This window comes from Pseudomonas sp. GW822-FHT03F08, assembly GCF_058801265.1.
Window position 1 is genome coordinate 335,700 of the sequence record NZ_JBXANC010000006.1, and the last position, 21,865, is coordinate 357,564.

The following is a 21,865-nucleotide window of genomic DNA, read 5'->3' on the forward strand; positions in this document are numbered from 1 at the left end:
CCCCAACCCGTGGCTGGGTTCAGCACTTCGTATCAACGAATGTCCTGGGCCTTCCACCAGCCACAGAACTCATCGAGGGCCGTCCAGAGACTGACTTTCGGATCGTAGTCCAGATAATGCCGGGCGCGACTGATGTCGAGGGTGAAATTTTTGTTCATCACCTGCATGCCCAGCCGCGACAGGGTCGGCTCGGGACGTCCCGGCCAGAGTTTGCATGCGCCTTCGTTGAGCGCCGCCACACTGTAGGCCAGCCCGTAGGAACGGTACTTGGTGACCTGTGGGACTTCCATTTTGCGCATCACGTAATTGACCACATCCCACAGCGGCACCGGGGCACCGTTGCTGATGTTGTAGGCTTTGCCCAGTGCCGAACCGGCCGCCAGAAGACTGCTCAACAACGCTTCGTTGAGGTTGTGCACGCTGGTGAAGTCGACCTTGTTCAGGCCGTTGCCGATGATTGCCAGACGCCCTTTGCGCTGCATCTTCAGCAGGCGCGGAAAAATGCTCATGTCCCCGGCGCCGGTGACGAAACGCGGGCGCAGGGCCAGGGTTTCGAGGCCGAACTCCTGAGCGCCGAAGACCTTTTGCTCGGCCAGATACTTGGTCGCCGCGTAGTGGTGCTTAAAGCGCTTGGGCACTTGCTCTTCGGTCAGGCCGAGGTGGTCGCGGCCGTCAAAGTAGATCGACGGCGACGACAGGTGCACCAGGCGCCGCACCCGTTGTTTGAGGCAGGCTTCGACCACGTTTTCGGTGACCTGCACATTGCCCTGATGAAAGTCCTGATAACGGCCCCACAACCCGACCGCGCCGGCGCAATGCACCACGGCTTCAACGTCGGTGCAGAGCGCACGCACCAGTTCCGGATCGCTCAGGTCGCCCTGAACGAACTCGGCACCCCGACGCACCAAATGCTCGACACCTTCGGCCCGGCGACCGTTGACCCGCACGTCCAGGCCCTGCTCCAGGGCAAAACGCGCAAAGCGTCCGCCAATGAAGCCGCTTGCGCCGGTGACCAGAATTTTCATGTAGAGCTCCGCTGTCTTTCGTTTTGCCTGATTCGTGAGTCTTGACGCTGGCCGTCAGTCCAACGGCACCAGCCATTGCGACGACGAACGCACCAGTTGGTCGGTCAACAACCCCAGCAACTGGCCGCCATTGCGCCAATGATGCCAGTACAACGGCACGTCGATCGGTTTATCTGGCAACAGTTCGCGCAATACGCCGCGTTCCAGTTGCTCGCGCACCTGCAATTCCGGCACCAGTCCCCAGCCGAGCCCGGCTTCGGTCAGGCGGATAAAACCTTCGGATGACGGACACAAATGATGTTCGAAACCACCATCGACACCGAGGGACGCAAGGTAGCGGTGTTGCAGAAAGTCGTCCGGACCGAACACCAGCGCCGGGGTGCGCGGCAGTTGTTCGGCCCGCACGCCGTCGGGGAAATGCCGTTCGATGAATGCCGGGCTGGCCAGCGCCCGATAGCGCATCGCCCCGAGCAACACACTGCGGGCGCCCGCCACCGGCCGTTCACTGGCGCAGACACAGGCCGCCACTTCACCGGCGCGCATGCGCTTGAGGCCGACGGTCTGGTCTTCGACGATCAGGTCCAGCAACAGATGTTGCTCGGCGCAGAAGTCGCCCACCGCCTCGGCCCACCAGGTGGCGAGGCTGTCGGCGTTCAGCGCGATACGCAGTCGTTCCGGCAGGCCCTCTTCGTCCAGCGCCGGCACCAGCGTCTGCAAATCCCGTTCGAGCAGGCGCACTTGCTGCACATGGTTGAGCAGACGCCGGCCAATTTCGGTGGGTGACGGCGGCGTCCCTCGCACCAGCACCGGCTGGCCAACCCGCGCTTCCAGCAGTTTGATCCGCTGGGAAATCGCCGATTGCGAAAGGCCCAGCACCTGCGCCGCCCGTTCGAATCCGGCCTGCTCGACCACGGCGGCCAGAGCGGAAAGCAATTTGTAGTCGAACATCAGTTTTCCTAATGAGCGATCAGCACTATTGGTTTTTCTTATACAGCGTCTGCCCGGAGAATAGCCAGCAAGCACTCTTTATCAAGGACCACCCCCATGGCTGGCGAAACCTCTTTGACCACCCTGCTGCGCAGCATGAGCCCGCAGCTCAATGCCGGCGAATACGTGTTCTGCACCTTGCGCGACGGTCAGTTGCCGAGCGGTCTGGAGGTCGTGGGCAGTTTCCGCGAACAGGAAGGCCTGACGGTGATTCTGGAACGGTCCCACGCCGAACGCGCCGGTTTCAGTTTCGACTACGTTGCGGCCTGGATCACCTTGAACGTGCATTCGGCGCTGGAAGCCGTCGGCCTGACCGCCGCATTCGCCACCGCACTGGGCAAGGCCGGTATCAGCTGCAACGTGATTGCCGGCTACTACCACGACCATTTGTTCGTCGGTCAGGCCGACGCCGAACGCGCCATGCAAGTGCTGCGCGATCTCGCAGCCAACGCGGAGTAATTGTCATGTGGCAAAGCTATACCAACGGTTTGCTGGTGGCGTTCGGGCTGATCATGGCGATCGGCACCCAGAATGCTTTTGTCCTGGCCCAGAGCCTGCGTCGTGAGCATCACCTGCCGGTTGCCGCGCTGTGCGTCGCCTGCGATGCGCTGCTGGTGGCGGCGGGCGTGTTCGGTCTGGCCACGGTGCTGGCGCAGAACCCGACGTTGCTGGCGGTTGCCCGCTGGGGCGGCGCGGTGTTCCTGATCTGGTACGGCAGCCAGGCGTTGCGCCGGGCCTGCTCGAAACAGAGCCTGCAACAGGGTGAAAACCAGACCGTGCGTTCATTGCGCGCGGTGATGCTCAGTGCACTGGCGGTGACCCTGCTCAACCCGCACGTCTATCTGGACACCGTGCTGCTGATCGGCTCCCTTGGCGCGCAACAGTCAGTGCCCGGCGCTTATGTCGTGGGCGCGGCGAGCGCTTCGCTGCTGTGGTTTTTCACTCTGGCGTTCGGCGCGGCATGGCTGGCACCGTGGCTGGCACGGCCGGGTACGTGGCGAATTCTCGATCTGCTGGTGGCGGTGATGATGTTTACGGTGGCCGGGCAATTGATATTGGCTTCGTGATTTATTCCAAAAGGCTCTGGAACCTCTATCCCACACAGTTGTTGCGTGGTTATGCCGCACCCCCGGTGCTATGATCCGAACCCTGCGCCGCAAAGAGTAAAAACTCGCCGGTGCATTTCTGGCCGCCCGTGATCGGCCTTGCGCTCACCGCAACAGACCTGATTAGGAGAATCATCATGGCTTTCGAATTGCCGCCGCTGCCTTACGCACACGATGCCCTGCAGCCGCACATTTCCAAGGAAACCCTGGAATTCCACCACGACAAGCACCACAACACCTACGTCGTGAACCTGAACAACCTGGTGCCAGGCACCGAGTTCGAAGGCAAGACCCTGGAAGAAATCGTCAAGACTTCCTCGGGTGGCATCTTCAACAACGCCGCTCAGGTCTGGAACCACACCTTCTACTGGAACTGCCTGGCGCCAAACGCCGGCGGTCAACCAACCGGCGCACTGGCTGAAGCCATCAACGCTGCTTTCGGTTCGTTCGACAAGTTCAAGGAAGAGTTCAGCAAAACCTCGATCGGCACCTTCGGTTCCGGCTGGGGCTGGCTGGTGAAAAAGGCTGACGGTTCCCTGGCCCTGGCCAGCACCATCGGCGCCGGCAACCCGCTGACCAGCGGCGACACCCCGCTGCTGACCTGCGACGTCTGGGAACACGCTTACTACATCGACTACCGTAACCTGCGTCCTAAGTACGTCGAGGCGTTCTGGAACCTGGTCAACTGGAAGTTCGTGGCCGAGCAGTTCGAAGGCAAGACCTTCACCGCTTAAGCTGCGCGCCAGACAAAAAACCCGGCTATTGCCGGGTTTTTTTATGCCGGCGAAAAACACGAAGGTGAATCTGATCGCAAACAGGGCCATTTCCCACACGCAAAGCAGCCCTTGTCCCCTTGCTCCCGAGCCACAGCGGACTAACATCAAACAGAGGAAAAAATGTCCGACGCCCCTCAAGTTGGAGGCCAAAACTACCGACACAGTACAACCAGGGCAAATACTCCAGGCAGCAGCATTTCGGCCAAGGCCACGGACAAATTTTCCGCGGCTCGATTGTCCCTTTGACTGCCAACACGGGATTGCCAATACTCATGGCAACTTGACGCTACCCGCACGGAACAAGGAATAACCCTTTGAAGCTGGAACTCAAGAACAGCTTGTCGGTGAAGTTGCTCCGGGTCGTGCTCCTGTCGGCATTGATCGTCGGCGTAGTCTTGAGCTGCGCGCAGATCGTTTTCGATGCCTATAAAACACGCCAGGCCGTCGCCAGCGATGCCGAACGCATCCTCGACATGTTCCGCGATCCTTCAACCCAGGCCGTCTACAGCCTGGACCGGGAGATGGGCATGCAGGTGATCGAAGGCCTGTTCCAGGACGACGCCGTGCGCCAGGCCTCCATCGGGCATCCCAACGAAGCGATGCTCGCGCAGAAATCCCGTGAATTGCAGCATTCCAACAGCCGCTGGCTGACCGACCTGATTCTCGGCCAGGAGCGCACGTTCACCACCCAACTGGTGGGTCGCGGCCCCTACAGCGAATATTACGGCGACCTGAGTATCACCCTCGACACCGCCACCTACGGTCAGGGTTTCATCGTCAGTTCAGTGATCATCTTCATTTCCGGCGTATTGCGCGCCCTGGCCATGGGCCTGGTGCTGTATCTGGTCTATCACTGGCTGCTGACCAAGCCGCTGTCGCGGATCATCGAGCACCTCACGGAAATCAACCCGGACCGCCCCAGCGAACACAAGATTCCACAGCTCAAGGGTCACGAGAAAAACGAACTCGGCATCTGGATCAACACCGCCAACCAGTTGCTCGAATCCATCGAACGCAACACCCATCTGCGCCACGAAGCGGAAAACAGTCTGCTGCGCATGGCCCAGTACGACTTCCTCACCGGCCTGCCGAACCGTCAGCAATTGCAGCAACAGCTGGACAAGATTCTGGTGGACGCCGGCAAGCTGCAGCGCCGGGTCGCGGTGTTGTGCGTCGGGCTGGATGACTTCAAGGGCATCAACGAACAATTCAGCTACCAGACCGGCGACCAATTGCTGTTGGCCCTCGCTGATCGCCTGCGCGCCCATAGCGGCCGTCTCGGCGCCCTCGCCCGCCTGGGCGGCGACCAGTTCGCCCTGGTACAGGCCGACATCGAACAACCTTACGAAGCGGCGGAACTGGCGCAAAGCATCCTCGATGATCTGGAAGCGGCATTCGCCCTTGACCATCAGGAAATCCGCCTGCGCGCCACCATCGGCATCACCCTGTTCCCGGAGGACGGCGACAGCACCGAGAAGCTGTTGCAGAAAGCCGAGCAGACCATGACCCTGGCCAAGACCCGCTCGCGCAACCGCTATCAGTTCTATATCGCCAGCGTCGACAGCGAAATGCGCCGCCGTCGCGAACTGGAAAAAGACCTGCGCGATGCCTTGCTGCGGGATCAGTTCTACCTCGTCTATCAGCCACAGATCAGCTACCGCGATCACCGCGTGGTCGGTGTCGAGGCCCTGATCCGCTGGCAACATCCGGAGCACGGACTGGTGCCGCCGGACCTGTTCATTCCGCTGGCCGAACAGAACGGCACGATCATCGCCATCGGCGAGTGGGTGCTGGATCAGGCCTGCAAACAACTGCGCGAATGGCACGATCAGGGTTTCGTCGACCTGCGCATGGCGGTCAACCTGTCCACCGTGCAACTGCACCACGCCGAGTTGCCGCGAGTGGTCAACAACCTGTTGCAGATGTATCGCCTGCCGCCGCGCAGCCTGGAACTGGAAGTCACCGAAACCGGCCTGATGGAAGACATCAGCACCGCCGCCCAGCACTTGCTGAGCCTGCGCCGCTCCGGCGCACTGATCGCCATCGACGATTTCGGGACCGGCTACTCCTCGCTGAGCTATCTCAAGAGTCTGCCGCTGGACAAGATCAAGATCGACAAGAGCTTCGTCCAGGATCTGCTGGATGACGACGATGACGCGACCATCGTTCGCGCCATCATTCAACTGGGCAAGAGCCTGGGCATGCAGGTGATCGCAGAAGGCGTGGAAACCGCCGAACAGGAGACCTACATCATCTCCGAAGGCTGCCATGAAGGTCAGGGCTATCACTACAGCAAGCCGCTGCCGGCGCGGGAGTTGAGCGTTTATCTCAAACAGGCCCAGCGCAGCAACGCGGCGATCCTCTGAACGCTGCCGGCAAGGGCCGCCACACGCCTTGTGCCCGGCACCGTTGATCCAGCGCAAACCCCGCGCGAATAGGAAATATTTCCAGCCACAACCCTTTACACATAATGCGAAAGATTTGCATTATGTCGCAGCTTTTGCGCACCCCCGCGCCTGTCCACTCAATTACCGAAGCAGGATGTTCGCCATGATTCGTATGCCTCTGGCTACCGCCAGTCTGCTGGCCATCGCTATTTCCCTCGCCGGTTGCGGCGAAGGCAAAGACAAGGCCGCCGCTCCAGCAGCGCCGACGCCAGCCGCCAGCACCGCCGCGCCGGCGGCTCCTGCCACTGCCGGTAAAGTCGACGAGGCCGCTGCCAAGGCTGTGGTCGCGCACTACGCCGACATGGTCTTCGCCGTTTACAGCGATGCCGAATCCACCGCGAAAACCCTGCAGACCGCTATCGACGCTTTCCTCGCCAAGCCGAACGCCGACACTCTGAAGGCCGCACGTGCAGCCTGGGTTGCCGCCCGCGTTCCTTACCTGCAGAGCGAAGTGTTCCGCTTCGGCAACACCATCATCGACGACTGGGAAGGTCAGGTTAACTCCTGGCCTCTGGACGAAGGCCTGATCGACTACGTCGACAAATCCTACGAACACGCACTGGGCAACCCGGGCGCCACCGCCAACATCATCGCCAACACCGAAGTACAGGTCGGCGAAGACAAGGTCGACGTCAAGGACATCACTCCGGAAAAACTCGCCAGCCTGAACGAGCTGGGCGGTTCCGAAGCCAACGTTGCCACCGGCTACCACGCTATCGAATTCCTGCTCTGGGGCCAGGATCTGAACGGCACCGGCCCTGGCGCCGGCAACCGTCCAGCTTCGGATTACCTGGAAGGCGCTGGCGCCACCGGCGGTCACAACGATCGTCGTCGTGCCTACCTGAAAGCCGTGACCCAACTGCTGGTCAGCGACCTGGAAGAAATGGTCGGCAACTGGAAGCCGAACGTGGCCGACAACTACCGCGCCACCCTGGAAGCCGAACCGGCCGAAAGCGGCCTGCGCAAAATGCTGTTCGGCATGGGCAGCCTGTCTCTGGGCGAGCTGGCTGGCGAGCGCATGAAGGTGTCCCTGGAAGCGAACTCCCCGGAAGACGAACAGGACTGCTTCAGCGACAACACCCACAACTCGCACTTCTACGATGCCAAAGGCATTCGTAACGTTTACCTGGGCGAATACACCCGCGTCGACGGCACCAAAATGACCGGCGCCAGCCTGTCGTCGCTGGTGGCCAAGGTTGACCCGGCTGCCGACACCGCCCTGAAAGCCGATCTGGCCGCTACCGAAGCCAAGATCCAGGTCATGGTCGATCACGCCAACAAGGGTGAGCACTACGACCAGTTGATCGCCGCCGGCAACACCGCTGGCAACCAGATCGTTCGTGACGCCATCGCCTCGCTGGTCAAGCAGACCGGTTCGATCGAAACGGCGGCCGGCAAGCTGGGTATCAGCGACCTGAACCCGGACAACGCTGATCACGAGTTCTGATCAAGCGCGTCTGACTGAACAAGGCGACCTCCGGGTCGCCTTGTTCGTTCTGGCTGACCTGACGTGTATCAAGCAAACGATAATTCCTCTTATTCAAACCCCCTCGCCCTGTTAGACTTTGCGCCTTTAAATTCGCCCCTCTTGCAGGAAGTCTGATGCCCTCGCTGCCTCTTCGCTTGTCCGCACTGTTTCTGGCCCTGGGCCTGAGTGCCTGCGATGACGCCCCGCGTTTCACCAAGGCCGAGCCCGGCGAAGCCCGCTCCGGCGGTGCCGCGACGGTACGCAAGACGGATCAGAATTCATTTTCCCTGCCCTCCGCGAATCTTCCGCCCTCGCGTCGGGTGGACTTCAGCGTCGGCAACAGCTTCTTTCGCAGCCCTTGGGTGATCGCACCGTCGACCACCACCGCCCGCGACGGCCTCGGCCCGTTGTTCAACACCAACGCCTGCCAGGGCTGCCACATCAAGGACGGCCGCGGCCATCCGCCGACGCCGGATGCGCCCAACGCCGTATCGATGCTGGTGCGCCTGTCGATTCCCGATGCGCCGCAGTACGCCAGATTGATCGAGCAGGTCGGCGTGGTGCCGGAGCCGGTCTACGGTGGGCAGTTCCAGGACATGGCCGTGCCCGGCGTTGCGCCGGAAGGCAAGGTGCGGGTCGATTACACGCCAGTGCCGGTGCGCTTCAAGGACGGCACCGAAATCGAGCTGCGCAAGCCGGTCTTGCAGATCACCCAGCTCGGCTACGGCCCGATGCACCCGGACACACGTTTCTCCGCACGCGTTGCGCCACCGATGATCGGCCTGGGTCTGCTCGAAGCGATCCCCGAGGAAGCGATTCTCGCCAACGCCGCCGCGCAAGCCAAAGAGAACAACGGCATCAACGGCCGGCCCAACCGGGTCTGGGATGACGCACAGCAAAAGACGGTCATGGGGCGATTTGGCTGGAAAGCCGGCCAACCGAACCTCAATCAACAAAATGTTCACGCGTTTTCTGGTGATATGGGCCTCACCACGAGCCTGAGACCGTTTGATGACTGCACCGACGCGCAAATCGCCTGCAAACAGGCGCCGAATGGCAATGGCCCGGACGGTGAACCTGAAGTCAGCGACAACATCCTGCGCCTGGTGCTGTTCTACAGCCGCAACCTCGCCGTTCCTGCACGCCGTGGCGTCAACGATGCCCAGGTGCTGGCCGGCAAGAATCTGTTTTTCCAGGCTGGCTGCCAGTCCTGTCACACGCCGAAATACACCACCGCCGCCAACGCGGCCGAACCTGAACTGGCCAATCAAGTGATTCGCCCGTACAGCGATCTGCTGCTGCATGACATGGGCGAAGGCCTGGCCGACAACCGCACCGAATTCCAGGCCAGCGGCCGCGACTGGCGCACGCCGCCGTTGTGGGGCATCGGTTTGACGCAGGCGGTCAGCGGTCACACTCAGTTTCTGCACGACGGCCGCGCCCGCAACCTGCTCGAAGCCGTGCTCTGGCACGGCGGCGAAGCCAGGGCGGCGCAGCAACAGGTTTTGTCTTTCAATGCCGAGCAGCGTGCCGCGCTGCTGGCGTTTTTGAATTCACTTTAAACACTTAAAAGAATCGGGAGCCCGACATGTTCCGTCCCAAGCTGTTGTTCACCAGCCTTGCCGCACTGGCCCTCGGCGCGTGCTCGCCGCAGGATCCGCAAGCCGTCACCTCCGCCGCCATCGCCAAATCGGTGATCCTGCCGACTTACACCCGCTGGGTCGAAGCCGACAAGCAACTGGCTGTCAGCGCCCTCGCCTACTGCCAGGGCAAGGAAAACCTGGAAACCGCCCGCGCCGACTTCCTGCACGCGCAGAAAGCCTGGGCCGAGCTGCAACCGCTGCTGATCGGTCCACTGGCCGAGGGCAATCGCTCGTGGCAGGTGCAGTTCTGGCCGGACAAGAAAAACCTGGTCGGCCGTCAGGTCGAGCAACTGGTCACCGCCCAGCCGCAGATCGATGCCGCTGCATTGGCCAAATCCAGCGTCGTGGTCCAGGGCCTGTCGGCCTACGAGTACATCCTGTTCGACGCCAAGCCTGACGTGGCCAACGACGCACAGAAAGCCAAGTACTGCCCGCTGCTGGTGGCCATCGGCGAGCGCCAGAAACTCCTGGCCGAAGAGATCCTCAGCAGCTGGAACAACACCGACGGCATGCTTGCGCAGATGAGCAAGTTCCCGAACCAGCGCTACGCCGACTCCCACGAAGCGATCGCTGATCTGCTGCGGGTACAGGTCACCGCCCTCGACACCCTGAAGAAAAAGCTCGGTACGCCAATGGGCCGCCAGAGCAAAGGCGTACCGCAACCGTTCCAGGCCGATGCGTGGCGCAGCCAGTCGTCTCTGACGGCCATGGAAGCCAGCCTCGCCGCCGCCAAGACCGTTTGGGAAGGCGTCGACAACAAAGGCCTGCGCGGCTTGCTGCCAACTGAGCAGAAACCATTGGCGGACAAGATCGACGCCGCTTACGCAGCCTCGCTCAAACTGTTCGGCAGCACTCAGCGCTCGCTGACCGAAATGCTCGAAGACGACGCCGGTCGCCAGCAGCTCAACGACATCTACGACAGCCTCAACGTCGTCCATCGCCTGCACGAAGGCGAACTGGCCAAGGCGCTGGGCATCCAACTGGGCTTCAACGCCAACGACGGTGACTGATGAGGGCAAGTGCCATGCTGCGACGCCAGGCTCTGACTTTAGGTAGTTTGCTGCTGGGAGCAGTGACACTGGGCGGCTGGACGCTGTTCAAGCGCAAGGATCAGAGCCCGCTGCTGCTGTCGGCGCGGGACGACACCGACGGCAAGCACTACGCCGTCGGCTATCGACTGGACGGCACGCGAGTGTTCGCCACTGAAGTCGGCCAGCGCTGCCACGACATCATCAATCACCCGACGCTGCCGATCGCGCTGTTCGTCGCCCGGCGTCCGGGCACCGAGAGCTACCTGATCGACCTGCGCGACGGTGCCTTGCTGCAAACCGTGACCTCGCAGCCGAACCGGCACTTCTACGGCCACGCGGTGATCCACCATAGCGGCGATTACCTGTACGCCACCGAGAACGACACCACCGATCCGGGCCGCGGCCTGCTCGGGGTGTACAAGTTCGAGGGTGAACGGCTGGTGCACAGCGGCGAGATTTCCACCCACGGTCTCGGCCCGCATCAAGTGTCGTGGATGCCCGACGGTGAAACCCTGGTGGTGGCCAACGGCGGGATCCGCACCGAAGCCGAAAGCCGGGTCGACATGAACCTCGACGCCATGGAACCGAGCCTGGTCCTGATGCAACGCGACGGCACCCTGCTGAGCAAGGAAACCCTCGCCCAGTCGATGAACAGCGTGCGGCACCTGGGGATCGCCAGCGACGGCACCATCGTCGCCGGCCAGCAATTCATGGGGCCTTCCCAGGAGCGTTCCGAGTTGCTGGCGATCAAACGTCCGGGCCAGCCGTTCGTGCCGTTCCCGGTGCCGGAGCATCAGTTGCAGTCGATGGGTCATTACACCGCCAGCGTCGCCGTGCACAGCGACCTGCGTCTGGTGGCGCTGACCGCACCGCGTGGCAACCGCTTCTTCATCTGGGATCTGGACAGCGGCGAAGTACGCCTCGATGCACCGTTACCCGACTGCGCCGGTGTCGGTGCGGTGAAGGACGGTTTTGTCGTGACCTCGGGGCAAGGACGTTGCCGTTATTACGATTGCCGCCAGGACGAACTGCTGGCCAAACCGCTGGATTTGCCCGCAGGGCTCTGGGACAACCATCTTCATCTGATGGCCTGAAATTCGCCGCCGACCGCTCGGTCGGCGGCACCGCTTTTCTACACCTTCCTCCATCACACCCTGTAAAAACTGGCAGTTGGAATCCCTGCCGGAGTCGGGGTAATGTGCCCGCCTGTCTCGCCTGATTTTCTCCAAGGAACTGGAATATGCTGCGTCGCCGCATGCTGATCATGTTGGGTGTTGTACTGCTGATCGTTCTGCTCCTCGCCGGTTACAAGGCCTTCTCGATCTACACGATGATCCAGGGCTTTGCCAAACCGAAGCCGCCGATCAGCGTCGCCGTGGCCACCGCCGCCGAGCGCCCGTGGCAGATGCGCCTGCCTACCGTCGGCACGCTCAAGGCGCTGCAGGGTGTCGAGCTGAGCCTGGAAGTCGCCGGCACCGTGACCGAACTCAAGTTCGAATCAGGCCAGAAGGTCAAGGCCGGGCAACCGTTGCTGCAACTCGACAGCGCCGTCGAATCCGCACTGCTGGAAACCGCCAAGGCCGACCTCGGTCTGGCGCAACTGGACTTCGGCCGTGGCAGCCAGCTGGTTGGCAGCAGTGCCATTTCAAAAGGCGAGTACGACCGACTCTCGGCGGTCCTGCAAAAGAACAAGGCCACGGTCAATCAGCTCAATGCATCGCTGGCAAAAAAACGCATTTCCGCACCGTTCAGCGGCACCATCGGCATCCGTCAGGTCGACGTCGGTGACTATCTCGCCAGCGGCACGAAAATCGCCACCCTGCAGGATCTGAGCAGCCTCTACGCCGACTTCTATGTGCCTGAGCAATCTGTGCCGAAGCTGGCCATCGGTCAGCCAGTGCAGATTTCGGTTGCCGCCTATCCCGGGCAGAACTTCCCTGGCGCGATCAGCGCGATCAACCCGATTGTCGAAAGCACCACCCGCAACATTCTGGTCCGCGCGACGCTGGCCAATCCCGACGGCAAGTTGCTGCCGGGCATGTTCGCCAGCCTTGAAGTGCTGCTGCCGGACCCGCAGAAGCACATCGTCGTGCCGGAAAGCGCGATCACCTACACCCTTTACGGCAACTCGATCTACGTGGTCGGGCAGAAGAAAGCCGAGGACGGCAGTGTCGAGAAAGACGACAAGGGCCAACCGGTACTGATCGCCGAGCGCCGTTTCATTGAAACCGGTGAGCGCCGCGAGGGGCTGGTGATGATCAACAAGGGCGTGCAGAGCGGCGAACAAGTGGTGACGGCCGGCCAGATCAAACTGGACAACGGCGCGCACATCGCCATCAGTGACGACAAGACCCTCGGCGAGCAGAACAGTCCGCGCCGCGCTGACTGATCAAGGAATCCTCATGGCCTTTACCGATCCGTTCATTCGCCGCCCGGTGCTCGCCACCGTGGTCAGCCTGCTGATTGTGCTGCTGGGCTTCCAGGCCTGGAGCAAGCTGCCGCTGCGCCAGTACCCGCAAATGGAAAACGCCCTGATCACGGTGACCACCGCCTACCCCGGGGCCAACGCCGAAACCATCCAGGGCTACATCACCCAGCCGATGCAGCAGAGCCTGGCGAGCGCCGAGGGCATCGACTACATGACCTCGGTCAGTCGGCAGAACTTCTCGGTGATTTCGATCTACGCACGCATCGGTTCCAACAGCGACCGCTTGTTCACCGAACTGCTGGCCAAGGCCAACGAGGTGAAAAACAAACTGCCACAGGATGCCGAAGACCCGGTACTGAGCAAGGAAGCCGCCGATGCCTCGGCACTGATGTACATCAGCTTCTTCAGCAAGGAACTGAGCAACCCGCAGATCACGGACTACCTGTCGCGGGTGATCCAGCCAAAACTGGCGACGCTGCCAGGCATGGCCGAAGCCGAGATTCTGGGTAACCAGGTGTTCGCCATGCGCCTGTGGATCGACCCGGTGAAACTCGCCGGTTTCGGCCTCAGCGCCAGCGACGTGAGCAACGCGGTGCGCCAGTACAACTTCCTCTCCGCCGCCGGCGAGGTAAAAGGCGAGTACGTGGTCACCAGTATCAACGCCAACACCGAACTGAAGTCGGCCGAGGCCTTCGGCAAGATTCCGCTCAAGGTCAGTGGTGACAGCCGTGTGCTGCTCAGCGATGTGGCGCGGGTGGAAATGGGTGCGGAGAATTACAACTCCATCAGCTCCTTCGGTGGTACACCCTCGGTGTACATCGGGATCAAGGCGACGCCCGGCGCCAACCCGCTCGACGTGATCAAGGAAGTGCGCAAGATCATGCCCGAGCTGGAGGCCCAGTTGCCGCCCAACCTCAAGAGCGAGATCGCCTACGACGCGACGCTGTTCATCCAGGCCTCCATCGACGAAGTGGTGAAAACCCTGTTCGAAGCGGTGCTGATCGTGATCGTGGTGGTGTTCCTGTTCCTCGGCGCCCTGCGTTCAGTGGTGATCCCGGTAGTGACCATTCCGCTGTCGATGATCGGCGTGATGTTCTTCATGCAGATGATGGGCTACTCGATCAATCTGCTGACCCTGCTGGCGATGGTGCTGGCCATCGGTCTGGTGGTGGACGATGCCATCGTCGTGGTGGAAAACATCCACCGGCATATCGAAGAAGGCAAGACACCGCTGGACGCCGCACTTGAGGGCGCCCGGGAAATCGCGATGCCGGTGGTCTCGATGACCATCACCCTGGCAGCGGTGTATGCGCCGATCGGTTTCCTCACCGGGCTGACCGGGGCACTCTTCAAGGAGTTTGCGTTGACTCTGGCCGGGGCCGTGGTGATTTCCGGCATCGTCGCCCTGACCCTGTCACCGATGATGTGTGCCTTTCTGTTGCGACATGAAGAAAACCCCAGCGGACTTGCCCACCGACTCGACCGGATCTTCGAAAACCTCAAGCGACGCTATCAGAGCATGCTCCACGGCACCCTCAACACCCGGCCAGTGGTGCTGGTGTTCGCAGTGATCGTGCTGTGCCTGATTCCGGTACTGCTCAAGTTCACCAAATCGGAACTGGCGCCGGATGAAGACCAAGGCATCATTTTCATGATGGCCAACGCGCCGCAGCCGACCAACCTTGATTACCTGAACACCTACACCGACGAGTTCGTGAAGATCTTCAAGGAGTTCCCGGAGTACTACTCCTCGTTCCAGATCAACGGCTACAACGGTGTACAGACCGGTATCGGCGGTTTCCTGCTCAAACCGTGGAACGAACGCAGCCGTACACAGATGCAGATTCTTCCCGAGGTGCAGGGCAAACTCGGCAACATCCCGGGGTTGCAGATCTTCGGCTTCAACCTGCCTTCCCTGCCCGGCACCGGCGAGGGTCTTCCGTTCGAATTCGTGATCAACACGGCCAATGACTACGAGCTGTTGCTGCAGGTGGCTGACCGGATCAAGAAGCGTGCGATGGAGTCGGGCAAGTTCGCGTTCGTCGACCTTGACCTGGCCTTCGACAAACCGGAGGTGGTGGTCGATATCGACCGCGCCAAGGCGGCGCAGATGGGCGTGTCGATGCAGGATCTGGGCGGCACCCTCGCCACCCTGCTTGGCGAAGCGGAGATAAACCGCTTCACCATCGAGGGTCGCAGTTACAAGGTCATCGCCCAGGTTGAACGGGCCTACCGTGACAATCCGGACTGGCTGAACAATTACTACGTGAAAAACACCCAGGGCGAGTTGTTGCCGCTGTCGACCCTGATCACCGTGACCGACCGGGCACGACCGCGACAGCTCAACCAGTTCCAGCAGCTCAATGCGGCGAAGCTGTCCGGGTTCCCACTGGTCAGCATGGGCGAGGCCATCGAGAGCGTGGTGCAGATCGCCCGGGAAGAGGCACCCGCCGGTTTTGCTTTCGATTACGGCGGCGCTTCACGGCAGTTCGTACAGGAAGGCAGCGCGCTGTGGGTCACCTTCGCGTTGGCGCTGGCGATCATTTTCCTGGTGCTGGCGGCGCAGTTCGAGAGTTTCCGCGACCCGCTGGTGATCCTGGTGACCGTACCGCTGTCGATTTGCGGGGCGCTGATTCCGCTGTTCCTCGGCTGGTCGAGCATGAACATCTACACCCAGGTCGGGCTCGTGACACTGATCGGCCTGATCAGTAAACACGGGATCCTGATCGTCGAATTTGCCAATCAACTGCGCAAGGAAAAGGGCCTGACGCCCCGTGAAGCGGTCGAGGAAGCGGCGGCGATTCGCTTGCGACCCGTCCTGATGACCACCGCTGCCATGGTGTTCGGCATGGTGCCGTTGATCCTCGCCAGTGGCGCGGGTGCGGTGAGCCGCTTCGATATCGGGACGGTGATTGCCACCGGGATGTCGATCGGGACGTTGTTTACGTTGTTCGTCTTGCCCTGCGTCTACACCGTGCTGGCCAAACCCGATCCCAAACCCTCCACCTGACCGCCACTTCCACGCAAGCATAAAAAAAGGCCTCGCATGTGCGAGGCCTTTGGCTCTTGTAGACGTTTCAACTCTGCGGCCTCATCCCTTGAGAAAGTCCGAACATGAACAGCAGCAAATCATGGTCGGGCTTGGTTGCCGCAGAGGCTTTCGCCACCCGCGGCATCGGACAATGGGCATCGTTGGTCGATGCCCCGATCACTTGCATGCGTGGCTGTTCCCAGGCCGCCACCGCCAAAGATGCAACTGCCAAGGCTCCTACCAGAAACAAACCTCGCGCAATTTCTAGTTTCATCGCTATAAACCTTTGATAGCGCTGCCAAACGCCGTCTCATAAAAATAGACGAGTTTCTTCCAGTCCGTAGGGCTGAACGACGAGTGGCGGCGCAATTGTTTCATGTCATGGGAGGCCGCGCGATGAGCGGTCAGGCGTTGACGGCACTTTTCCAGATCGATCAGGGCCACTTCGACTTTGGCTGACTCACCCTCGCCGGTGACGCGGACAAATACGTGCTTGATGTAAATGCAGCTGTGCTGCCAGCGACCCTTGTGCATGCGAGCCAGGTTCTCCGCGAGATCCTTGAGTACACGCTCATACACCGCTTCACCGTACTGCTCGCGGCCGCCTGCCGCTTCCCACTGTTCAAGCTCCTGAAAGCCGTCCAGCGACTTGGTGACCAGCAACGCCCGCCACTTGTGTTGCGGGTCAGGTTGAGCACCGCAAAAGACAATTTCCGGCACCCGGACGCCGAGTTTCGTTACACCGGTCAGTGCATCCAGTTCACGCAAAACAGTCGGTCGCCCGAACGGGTGCAGCCAACTGCGATAGATATGGCCTGTCTGGCGCTTGGCATACAGCAGTTGACCATCGCGCCCCACCACCCGCTGTACACCACTTTCACCACCACGACGCACGTTGGGTTCTTCCACCCATTCACCGCGCTGGTTCCAGTAGTAGTCAAAGCGATCCTGGGGAGCGACTCCCGTTTCTGCTGCAAATTGCACTGCCATCCTCTTACCTCTTGCGTAGTACGTAAACTCGCCACATGGCATAGAGCGGAATAAAGTCCAGTTGTTCCTGGATCCTGAATCCTGCCTCTTCGAATTCCTTTTCAACCGTAGCGGCCGGTAGCACAAATCGATTCTGGTAACCTTCCTGCCCGCGTTTTTTCTCGGCGCGCTTGCGTTTCCAGGCCTTGAAATTGCCATCTACCCACAACGAAATGATCACACTGTCCCGGGTAACGCGTTCGAACTCACGCAAAATCGTCTGCCGATGCTCGGCCTCGCCGATGTGGTGCAGCAGACGCATGCAGAAAATGCTGTCCACGGAGTTGTCAGGCAACGCAATGTCGAACGCCGAAGTGTGCAAGGGTTGTACCCGTTTCACCACATCCGCCGGTTGGGCCTGCATCGCCGTCTTGATCATCGACTCGGAATTGTCTGCCCCGATGATCACCCGATTGGGCTTCTCTGCCAGCAATGGCCAGAAACGCCCGGCACCGCACGGCAGATCCAGCACCAGCCCCGGCTCACCGACCAGGGTCAGTGCCTTGCGAGCCAACTGCTGATCTCGCCAGTTGGACAAACGACGCCCCAGACCATCCTGATGCTTGCGCAGGTATTTCTGCGCGTGGTTGTCGTCGTACTTTTCGGAAAAATCGAGTTTGATCGGGCCGGCCATCGTCGGGACTCCTGAATGCTGATAGCTCCACCTTAGGCACGGGAGTGTCAGCGTCAGGTCATCCCTTTGTGAAAAAAACGTCGCGTAAACCCCCGAACTATTTCAAGGTTATACAGGATTCGTTCAGGTTGGCAGCTTTTTTGTGCCATTTGGGAGGGGTTCCTGTTTGCCCAGATCTACCTCGAAACGGCAGCCATTGGGCTCCATCGTACTCAATGTGACACTCCAGCCCTGGTTCTCGCAGATGCGCTGCACCAATGACAGACCGAGCCCCAGACCCTCTCCACGCTTTTCGCTGCCCCGTACGAAGGGCTGGAACATCGCCTCACGCTTCTCCTCGGGAATGCCCACGCCCGAGTCCTCGACCACAAAGCCGTTGTCATTGAGCGTCAGCCGAATGAAGCCATGCTCGGTGTAGTGCAACGCATTACGCAGCAGGTTGCCCATCACGGCATTGAGCAGGGTGGCGTTGTAGCGGGTATCCGGCGGGTTGCCCGGTTCGAAAATCAGATTAAGGCCCTTGGTCTCGATCGGCTCGCGCCACAGGCCCAACAGATTGTCCGCCACCTGGCCGAGACTGTGCTGGGGCGCTGCCCCCGCATCTTCGCGCTGGGCACGGGCCAGCATCAGGAAAGTCTGCACCAGTTCGCGCATTTCTTCGCTGGCACGGGCGATGCGTTCGACCTGGGCGCGGCCGCGCTGATCGATGCCCGGGTTTTCCAGCAGCAGCTCACAGGAACTGGCCAGCACCATCAGCGGTGTACGCAACTCATGGCTGACGTCACTGGTGAACAGCCGCTCACGCGTCAGCGCCTGACGCAAACGCCCCAGCGTCGCATCGAATGCCACCGCCAGTTCACCCACTTCATCGGCGGCGTAGTCCGGCGCCAGCGGCGGTGCGAGCCCCAGCAACTGATCGCGATGACGCACCTGACGCGCCAGCCGGACCACCGGCGCCATCACCTTGCGTGCCAGCACCCAGCCGAGGAAAACCGCCAGCGCCAGGCTGAGCACGAAGCCCACCAGCACCACGGCAAACAGTACGCGCTCACGCTCTTCGAAATCGCTTTGATCCTGCAGCAGCACATAGCGCCGGCCGTCGACGATTTCGACCATCGCGTGATACGACAGCTGCTCGCGGAAGACTTCGTGGAACCCGGAATCCAGATGCCGCAGATCCTTGGGCAACTCGAAGTCACCCGGGCCGCCGCTGAAATAGAACAGTTGATCCGGCTCCGGCCGATGGCTCCAGTCCGAGACGTTGTCCATCAACAACAGGCGCTGCAAGTCGCCGCCCAGTCCTGCGGAAATCAGTTTTTCTTCCACCAGGTGCACGGTCGCGACGATGCCCATGGCGAAGGCCCCTGCCACCAGTGCGCTCATCAGCGCAAAGGCGATGATGATCCGCTGGGCAAGGCTTTGCTTAAACTCCATCGCGGCCCTCAGCCAAGCGATAACCCACGCCGTGCACAGTGTGCAGCAGTGGTTTGGCGAACGGCTTGTCGATCACCTGACGCAATTGGTGGACGTGGCTGCGCAGGCTGTCGCTGTCCGGGCAGTCATCGCCCCACAGGGCTTCTTCGAGAATTTCCCGACGCAGTACATGCGGGCTCTTCTGCATCAGCACCGCGAGCAGCTTGAGGCCGACCGGGTTGAGCTTGAGCAGCTTGCCTTCGCGGGTCACTTCGAGTGTGTCGAGGTCGTAGCTCAGGTCACCGACCTGCAGGGAACGGCGACCGCCGCCCTGGGTCCGGCGCATCACAGCTTCGACCCGCGCGGCCAGTTCCGACAACGCAAAGGGTTTGACCAGGTAATCGTCAGCCCCGGACTTGAAGCCCTGCAGGCGATCGTCGAGTTGATCGCGGGCGGTGAGCATGATCACCGGCGTGTCGCGGCGCGCATCTTCGCGCAGGCGTTTGCACAGGGTGTAGCCGTCGATGCCGGGCAACATGATGTCGAGCACGATCAGGTCATAGTGCTCGGTAGCCGCCAGATGCAGGCCCGACAGACCGTCCTGGGCGCAATCGACGGTATAGCCCTTCAGGCCCAGGTAATCGGCCAGGTTGGCCAGGATATCGCGGTTGTCTTCGACCAATAGAATTCGCATGGGCACCTCTTCCGTACACAGTAACGGCCGTCATGGCCCGCGCAGCTTACGGCCAACTTCGGCTCAGGGCTAGGGTTGCAGCCCCGACAGATCGATTTGCTCAACCAACATAAATCTTTAACAAAGTTTTCACTATCGGTTCACAACCTCATTACAGTGGCTTCGCGAAACTCCCGCGCCATTGATAAAAGGAAAAGAAAACAATGGGTTTCTTCAAGACAGCGCCTATGCGCTATCTGCTGCTGGTCACCGGTGCCTGGCTGGTCGTGTTTCTCCTCACCCGTATCGTACTGCTGCTGACTCATCTGGATGAGGCCGGTGGCGGTGCGCTGTCCGTGTTCGGTGTCGGTCTGGTCTACGACCTGGGCTTCCTCGCCTATGCCGCTTTGCCGATGGGCCTGTATCTGCTGCTGTGCCCGCCGGCCTTGTGGCGCCGTCGCGGTCACCGCTGGTTCCTGCAGGGACTGCTGACCGTCAGCCTGTACGCCATGCTGTTCACGGCGGTGGCCGAATGGCTGTTCTGGGATGAGTTCGGGGTGCGCTTCAACTTCATCGCCGTCGACTACCTGGTGTACTCCGACGAAGTGCTGAACAACGTGCTGGAGTCATATCCGATCGGCAAGTTGCTGAGCATCCTGGCGGTTCTGGCCGTGGGGCTGAGTCTTGTCTTGCGCAAGGCATTCAATGCAGCGCTCAACGCTCCGCTACCGCCATTGCGCGGTCGGCTGCTGAATGCCTTGGCGCTGTTGGTGGTGGCGGGCCTCAGCCTGCAACTGGTCAGTCAGGACGCACCGCGTGCCCAGGGCGGCAACGCCTATCAGAATGAACTGGCGAGCAATGGCCCGTATCAGTTCTTCGCCGCGTTCCGTAACAACGAACTGGACTACAGCCAGTTCTACAAGAGCCTGCCAGCGGACAAGGTTGCCGGTCAGATTCGTGCCGAACTGAACGAGCCCAATGCCCGTTTCGTCGGCCAGGATCCGCAGGACATCCGTCGCAATATCGATAACCCCGGCGTCACCCGCAAGCCGAACATCGTGCTGGTGACCATCGAAAGCCTGAGCGCCAAATACCTGGGCAGCAATGGTGATGGCCGCAACCTGACGCCGAACCTCGACGCCTTGCGCAAGCAGAGCCTGTACTTCAACAATTTCTACGCCACCGGCACTCGCACAGACCGTGGACTGGAAGCCATCACCCTGGCCATTCCACCGACGCCGGGCCGTTCGATCGTCAAGCGCATCGGTCGCGAAAGCGGTTTCGCCAGCCTCGGCCAGCAATTGAGCGCTGTCGGCTATGACAGCGTGTTCGTGTACGGCGGGCGTGGCTACTTCGACAACATGAACGCGTTCTTCAGTGGCAACGGTTATCGCGTTGTCGATCAGAGCAGCGTCGATGAGTCGGAGATTCACTTCAAGAACGCCTGGGGCATGGCTGACGAGGATCTGTACAAACAGACCCTGAAGCTGGCGGACGCCGACTACGCCAAGCAGCAGCCTTTCCTGTTGCAGCTGATGACCACCTCCAACCATCGTCCGTACACCTATCCGGATAACCGGATCGATATCAAGTCCGGCAACGGTCGTGATGGTGCGGTGAAGTACACCGACTACGCCATCGGCCAGTTCCTGGCGCAGGCGCGTGAGAAGCCGTGGTTCGACAACACGATCTTCATCTTCGTTGCTGACCACACCGCCGGCAGCGCGGGCAAGGAAGACCTGCCGATCACCAACTACCAGATCCCGCTGTTCATCTATGCACCGAAGCTGATCGAAGCACGGGAGAACGCGCAACTGGCCAGCCAGATCGACCTCGCGCCGACTCTGCTGGGGCTGCTGAACCTGGATTACCAATCGACCTTCTTCGGTCGCAATCTGCTGCAGGACAACCCGCTGCCGCCTCGGGTCGTGGTGGGCAACTATCAGCATCTGGGGCTGTTCGACGGCAAGGATCTGGCGATCCTCAGTCCACGCCAGGGCCTGCGCCGGCATGACGACGCACTGACCGAAAGCCGCGAGTCCCGGGTCAACAGCGACGACCCGCTGGTGAGTCGCGCCATCACGTATTACCAAACCGCCAGTTATGGCTTCAAGCAACAGCTGCTTGGCTGGAAAGCGCCCAAGGAGGGTGCCGCGCAAGTCAGCGATCGTTAA

General features: G+C 61.0%; 18 protein-coding genes. 11 read left to right on the plus strand and 7 right to left on the minus strand.

The window, feature by feature from the left end:
- Positions 1 to 32: 32 nt before the first annotated feature.
- Together AC1RME_RS17390 and AC1RME_RS17395 are read right to left on the minus strand one after the other, a co-directional pair.
- Complete coding sequence (locus tag AC1RME_RS17390) at positions 33 to 1,025, minus strand: NAD-dependent epimerase/dehydratase family protein (protein ID WP_096818402.1); 993 nt, start codon at positions 1,023 to 1,025, stop codon at positions 33 to 35.
- A 54-nt stretch (positions 1,026 to 1,079) separates the two neighbouring features.
- A complete protein-coding gene (locus AC1RME_RS17395) occupies positions 1,080 to 1,973 on the minus strand; it encodes a LysR family transcriptional regulator ArgP (RefSeq protein ID WP_096818404.1) in 894 nt (297 codons plus the stop codon).
- A 96-nt stretch (positions 1,974 to 2,069) separates the two neighbouring features.
- Here AC1RME_RS17395 and AC1RME_RS17400 point away from each other — a divergent pair, with 96 nt between their 5' ends.
- The 10 genes from AC1RME_RS17400 to AC1RME_RS17445 all read left to right on the plus strand — a co-directional run bounded on the left by AC1RME_RS17400 (position 2,070) and on the right by AC1RME_RS17445 (position 15,921).
- Complete coding sequence (locus tag AC1RME_RS17400; protein ID WP_007953258.1) at positions 2,070 to 2,471, plus strand: ACT domain-containing protein; 402 nt, start codon at positions 2,070 to 2,072, stop codon at positions 2,469 to 2,471.
- 5 nt (positions 2,472 to 2,476) lie between these two features.
- On the plus strand, positions 2,477 to 3,079 hold the full coding sequence (locus tag AC1RME_RS17405; protein ID WP_065258596.1) for a LysE/ArgO family amino acid transporter: 603 nt from the start codon (positions 2,477 to 2,479) through the stop codon (positions 3,077 to 3,079).
- A 176-nt stretch (positions 3,080 to 3,255) separates the two neighbouring features.
- The gene (locus AC1RME_RS17410) at positions 3,256 to 3,852 is read left to right on the plus strand and encodes a superoxide dismutase (protein WP_003227660.1); all 597 of its coding nucleotides are present in this window, start codon (positions 3,256 to 3,258) and stop codon (positions 3,850 to 3,852) included.
- A 356-nt stretch (positions 3,853 to 4,208) separates the two neighbouring features.
- On the plus strand, positions 4,209 to 6,260 hold the full coding sequence (locus AC1RME_RS17415) for a putative bifunctional diguanylate cyclase/phosphodiesterase (RefSeq protein ID WP_096818408.1): 2,052 nt from the start codon (positions 4,209 to 4,211) through the stop codon (positions 6,258 to 6,260).
- A gap of 184 nt (positions 6,261 to 6,444) precedes the next feature.
- Positions 6,445 to 7,788 (plus strand): imelysin family protein, encoded by a 1,344-nt coding sequence (locus AC1RME_RS17420; protein ID WP_096818411.1) that lies wholly within the window; start codon positions 6,445 to 6,447, stop codon positions 7,786 to 7,788.
- Between the two features lie 155 nt (positions 7,789 to 7,943).
- The gene (locus AC1RME_RS17425; RefSeq protein ID WP_096818413.1) at positions 7,944 to 9,371 is read left to right on the plus strand and encodes a di-heme oxidoreductase family protein; all 1,428 of its coding nucleotides are present in this window, start codon (positions 7,944 to 7,946) and stop codon (positions 9,369 to 9,371) included.
- A 26-nt stretch (positions 9,372 to 9,397) separates the two neighbouring features.
- The gene (locus AC1RME_RS17430; protein ID WP_096818414.1) at positions 9,398 to 10,462 is read left to right on the plus strand and encodes an imelysin family protein; all 1,065 of its coding nucleotides are present in this window, start codon (positions 9,398 to 9,400) and stop codon (positions 10,460 to 10,462) included.
- 14 nt (positions 10,463 to 10,476) lie between these two features.
- On the plus strand, positions 10,477 to 11,577 hold the full coding sequence (locus AC1RME_RS17435; protein WP_096818416.1) for a DUF1513 domain-containing protein: 1,101 nt from the start codon (positions 10,477 to 10,479) through the stop codon (positions 11,575 to 11,577).
- Positions 11,578 to 11,723: 146 nt separating this feature from the next.
- Complete coding sequence (locus AC1RME_RS17440; protein WP_096818418.1) at positions 11,724 to 12,872, plus strand: efflux RND transporter periplasmic adaptor subunit; 1,149 nt, start codon at positions 11,724 to 11,726, stop codon at positions 12,870 to 12,872.
- A 13-nt stretch (positions 12,873 to 12,885) separates the two neighbouring features.
- A complete protein-coding gene (locus AC1RME_RS17445; RefSeq protein ID WP_096818419.1) occupies positions 12,886 to 15,921 on the plus strand; it encodes a multidrug efflux RND transporter permease subunit in 3,036 nt (1,011 codons plus the stop codon).
- A gap of 67 nt (positions 15,922 to 15,988) precedes the next feature.
- On the opposite strand, the gene AC1RME_RS17450 is transcribed toward AC1RME_RS17445, so the two are convergent.
- The 5 genes from AC1RME_RS17450 to colR all read right to left on the minus strand — a co-directional run bounded on the left by AC1RME_RS17450 (position 15,989) and on the right by colR (position 19,712).
- Positions 15,989 to 16,216, minus strand: a complete 228-nt coding sequence (locus tag AC1RME_RS17450) for a hypothetical protein (RefSeq protein ID WP_096818421.1) — start codon at positions 16,214 to 16,216, stop codon at positions 15,989 to 15,991.
- Between the two features lie 2 nt (positions 16,217 to 16,218).
- A complete protein-coding gene (locus AC1RME_RS17455) occupies positions 16,219 to 16,932 on the minus strand; it encodes a lipopolysaccharide kinase InaA family protein (RefSeq protein ID WP_096818422.1) in 714 nt (237 codons plus the stop codon).
- Between the two features lie 4 nt (positions 16,933 to 16,936).
- Positions 16,937 to 17,605, minus strand: coding sequence for a class I SAM-dependent methyltransferase (locus tag AC1RME_RS17460; RefSeq protein ID WP_096818423.1), 669 nt, complete (start codon positions 17,603 to 17,605; stop codon positions 16,937 to 16,939).
- Between the two features lie 123 nt (positions 17,606 to 17,728).
- Positions 17,729 to 19,039, minus strand: coding sequence for a sensor histidine kinase (locus AC1RME_RS17465; RefSeq protein WP_096818425.1), 1,311 nt, complete (start codon positions 19,037 to 19,039; stop codon positions 17,729 to 17,731).
- A complete protein-coding gene (colR, locus tag AC1RME_RS17470) occupies positions 19,029 to 19,712 on the minus strand; it encodes a two-component system response regulator ColR (protein WP_065258608.1) in 684 nt (227 codons plus the stop codon). Before colR ends, AC1RME_RS17465 begins: the two co-directional genes overlap by 11 nt.
- Before the next feature lie 203 nt (positions 19,713 to 19,915).
- On the opposite strand from colR, the gene AC1RME_RS17475 reads away from it, so the two are divergent.
- Positions 19,916 to 21,865 (plus strand): LTA synthase family protein, encoded by a 1,950-nt coding sequence (locus tag AC1RME_RS17475; RefSeq protein ID WP_096818427.1) that lies wholly within the window; start codon positions 19,916 to 19,918, stop codon positions 21,863 to 21,865.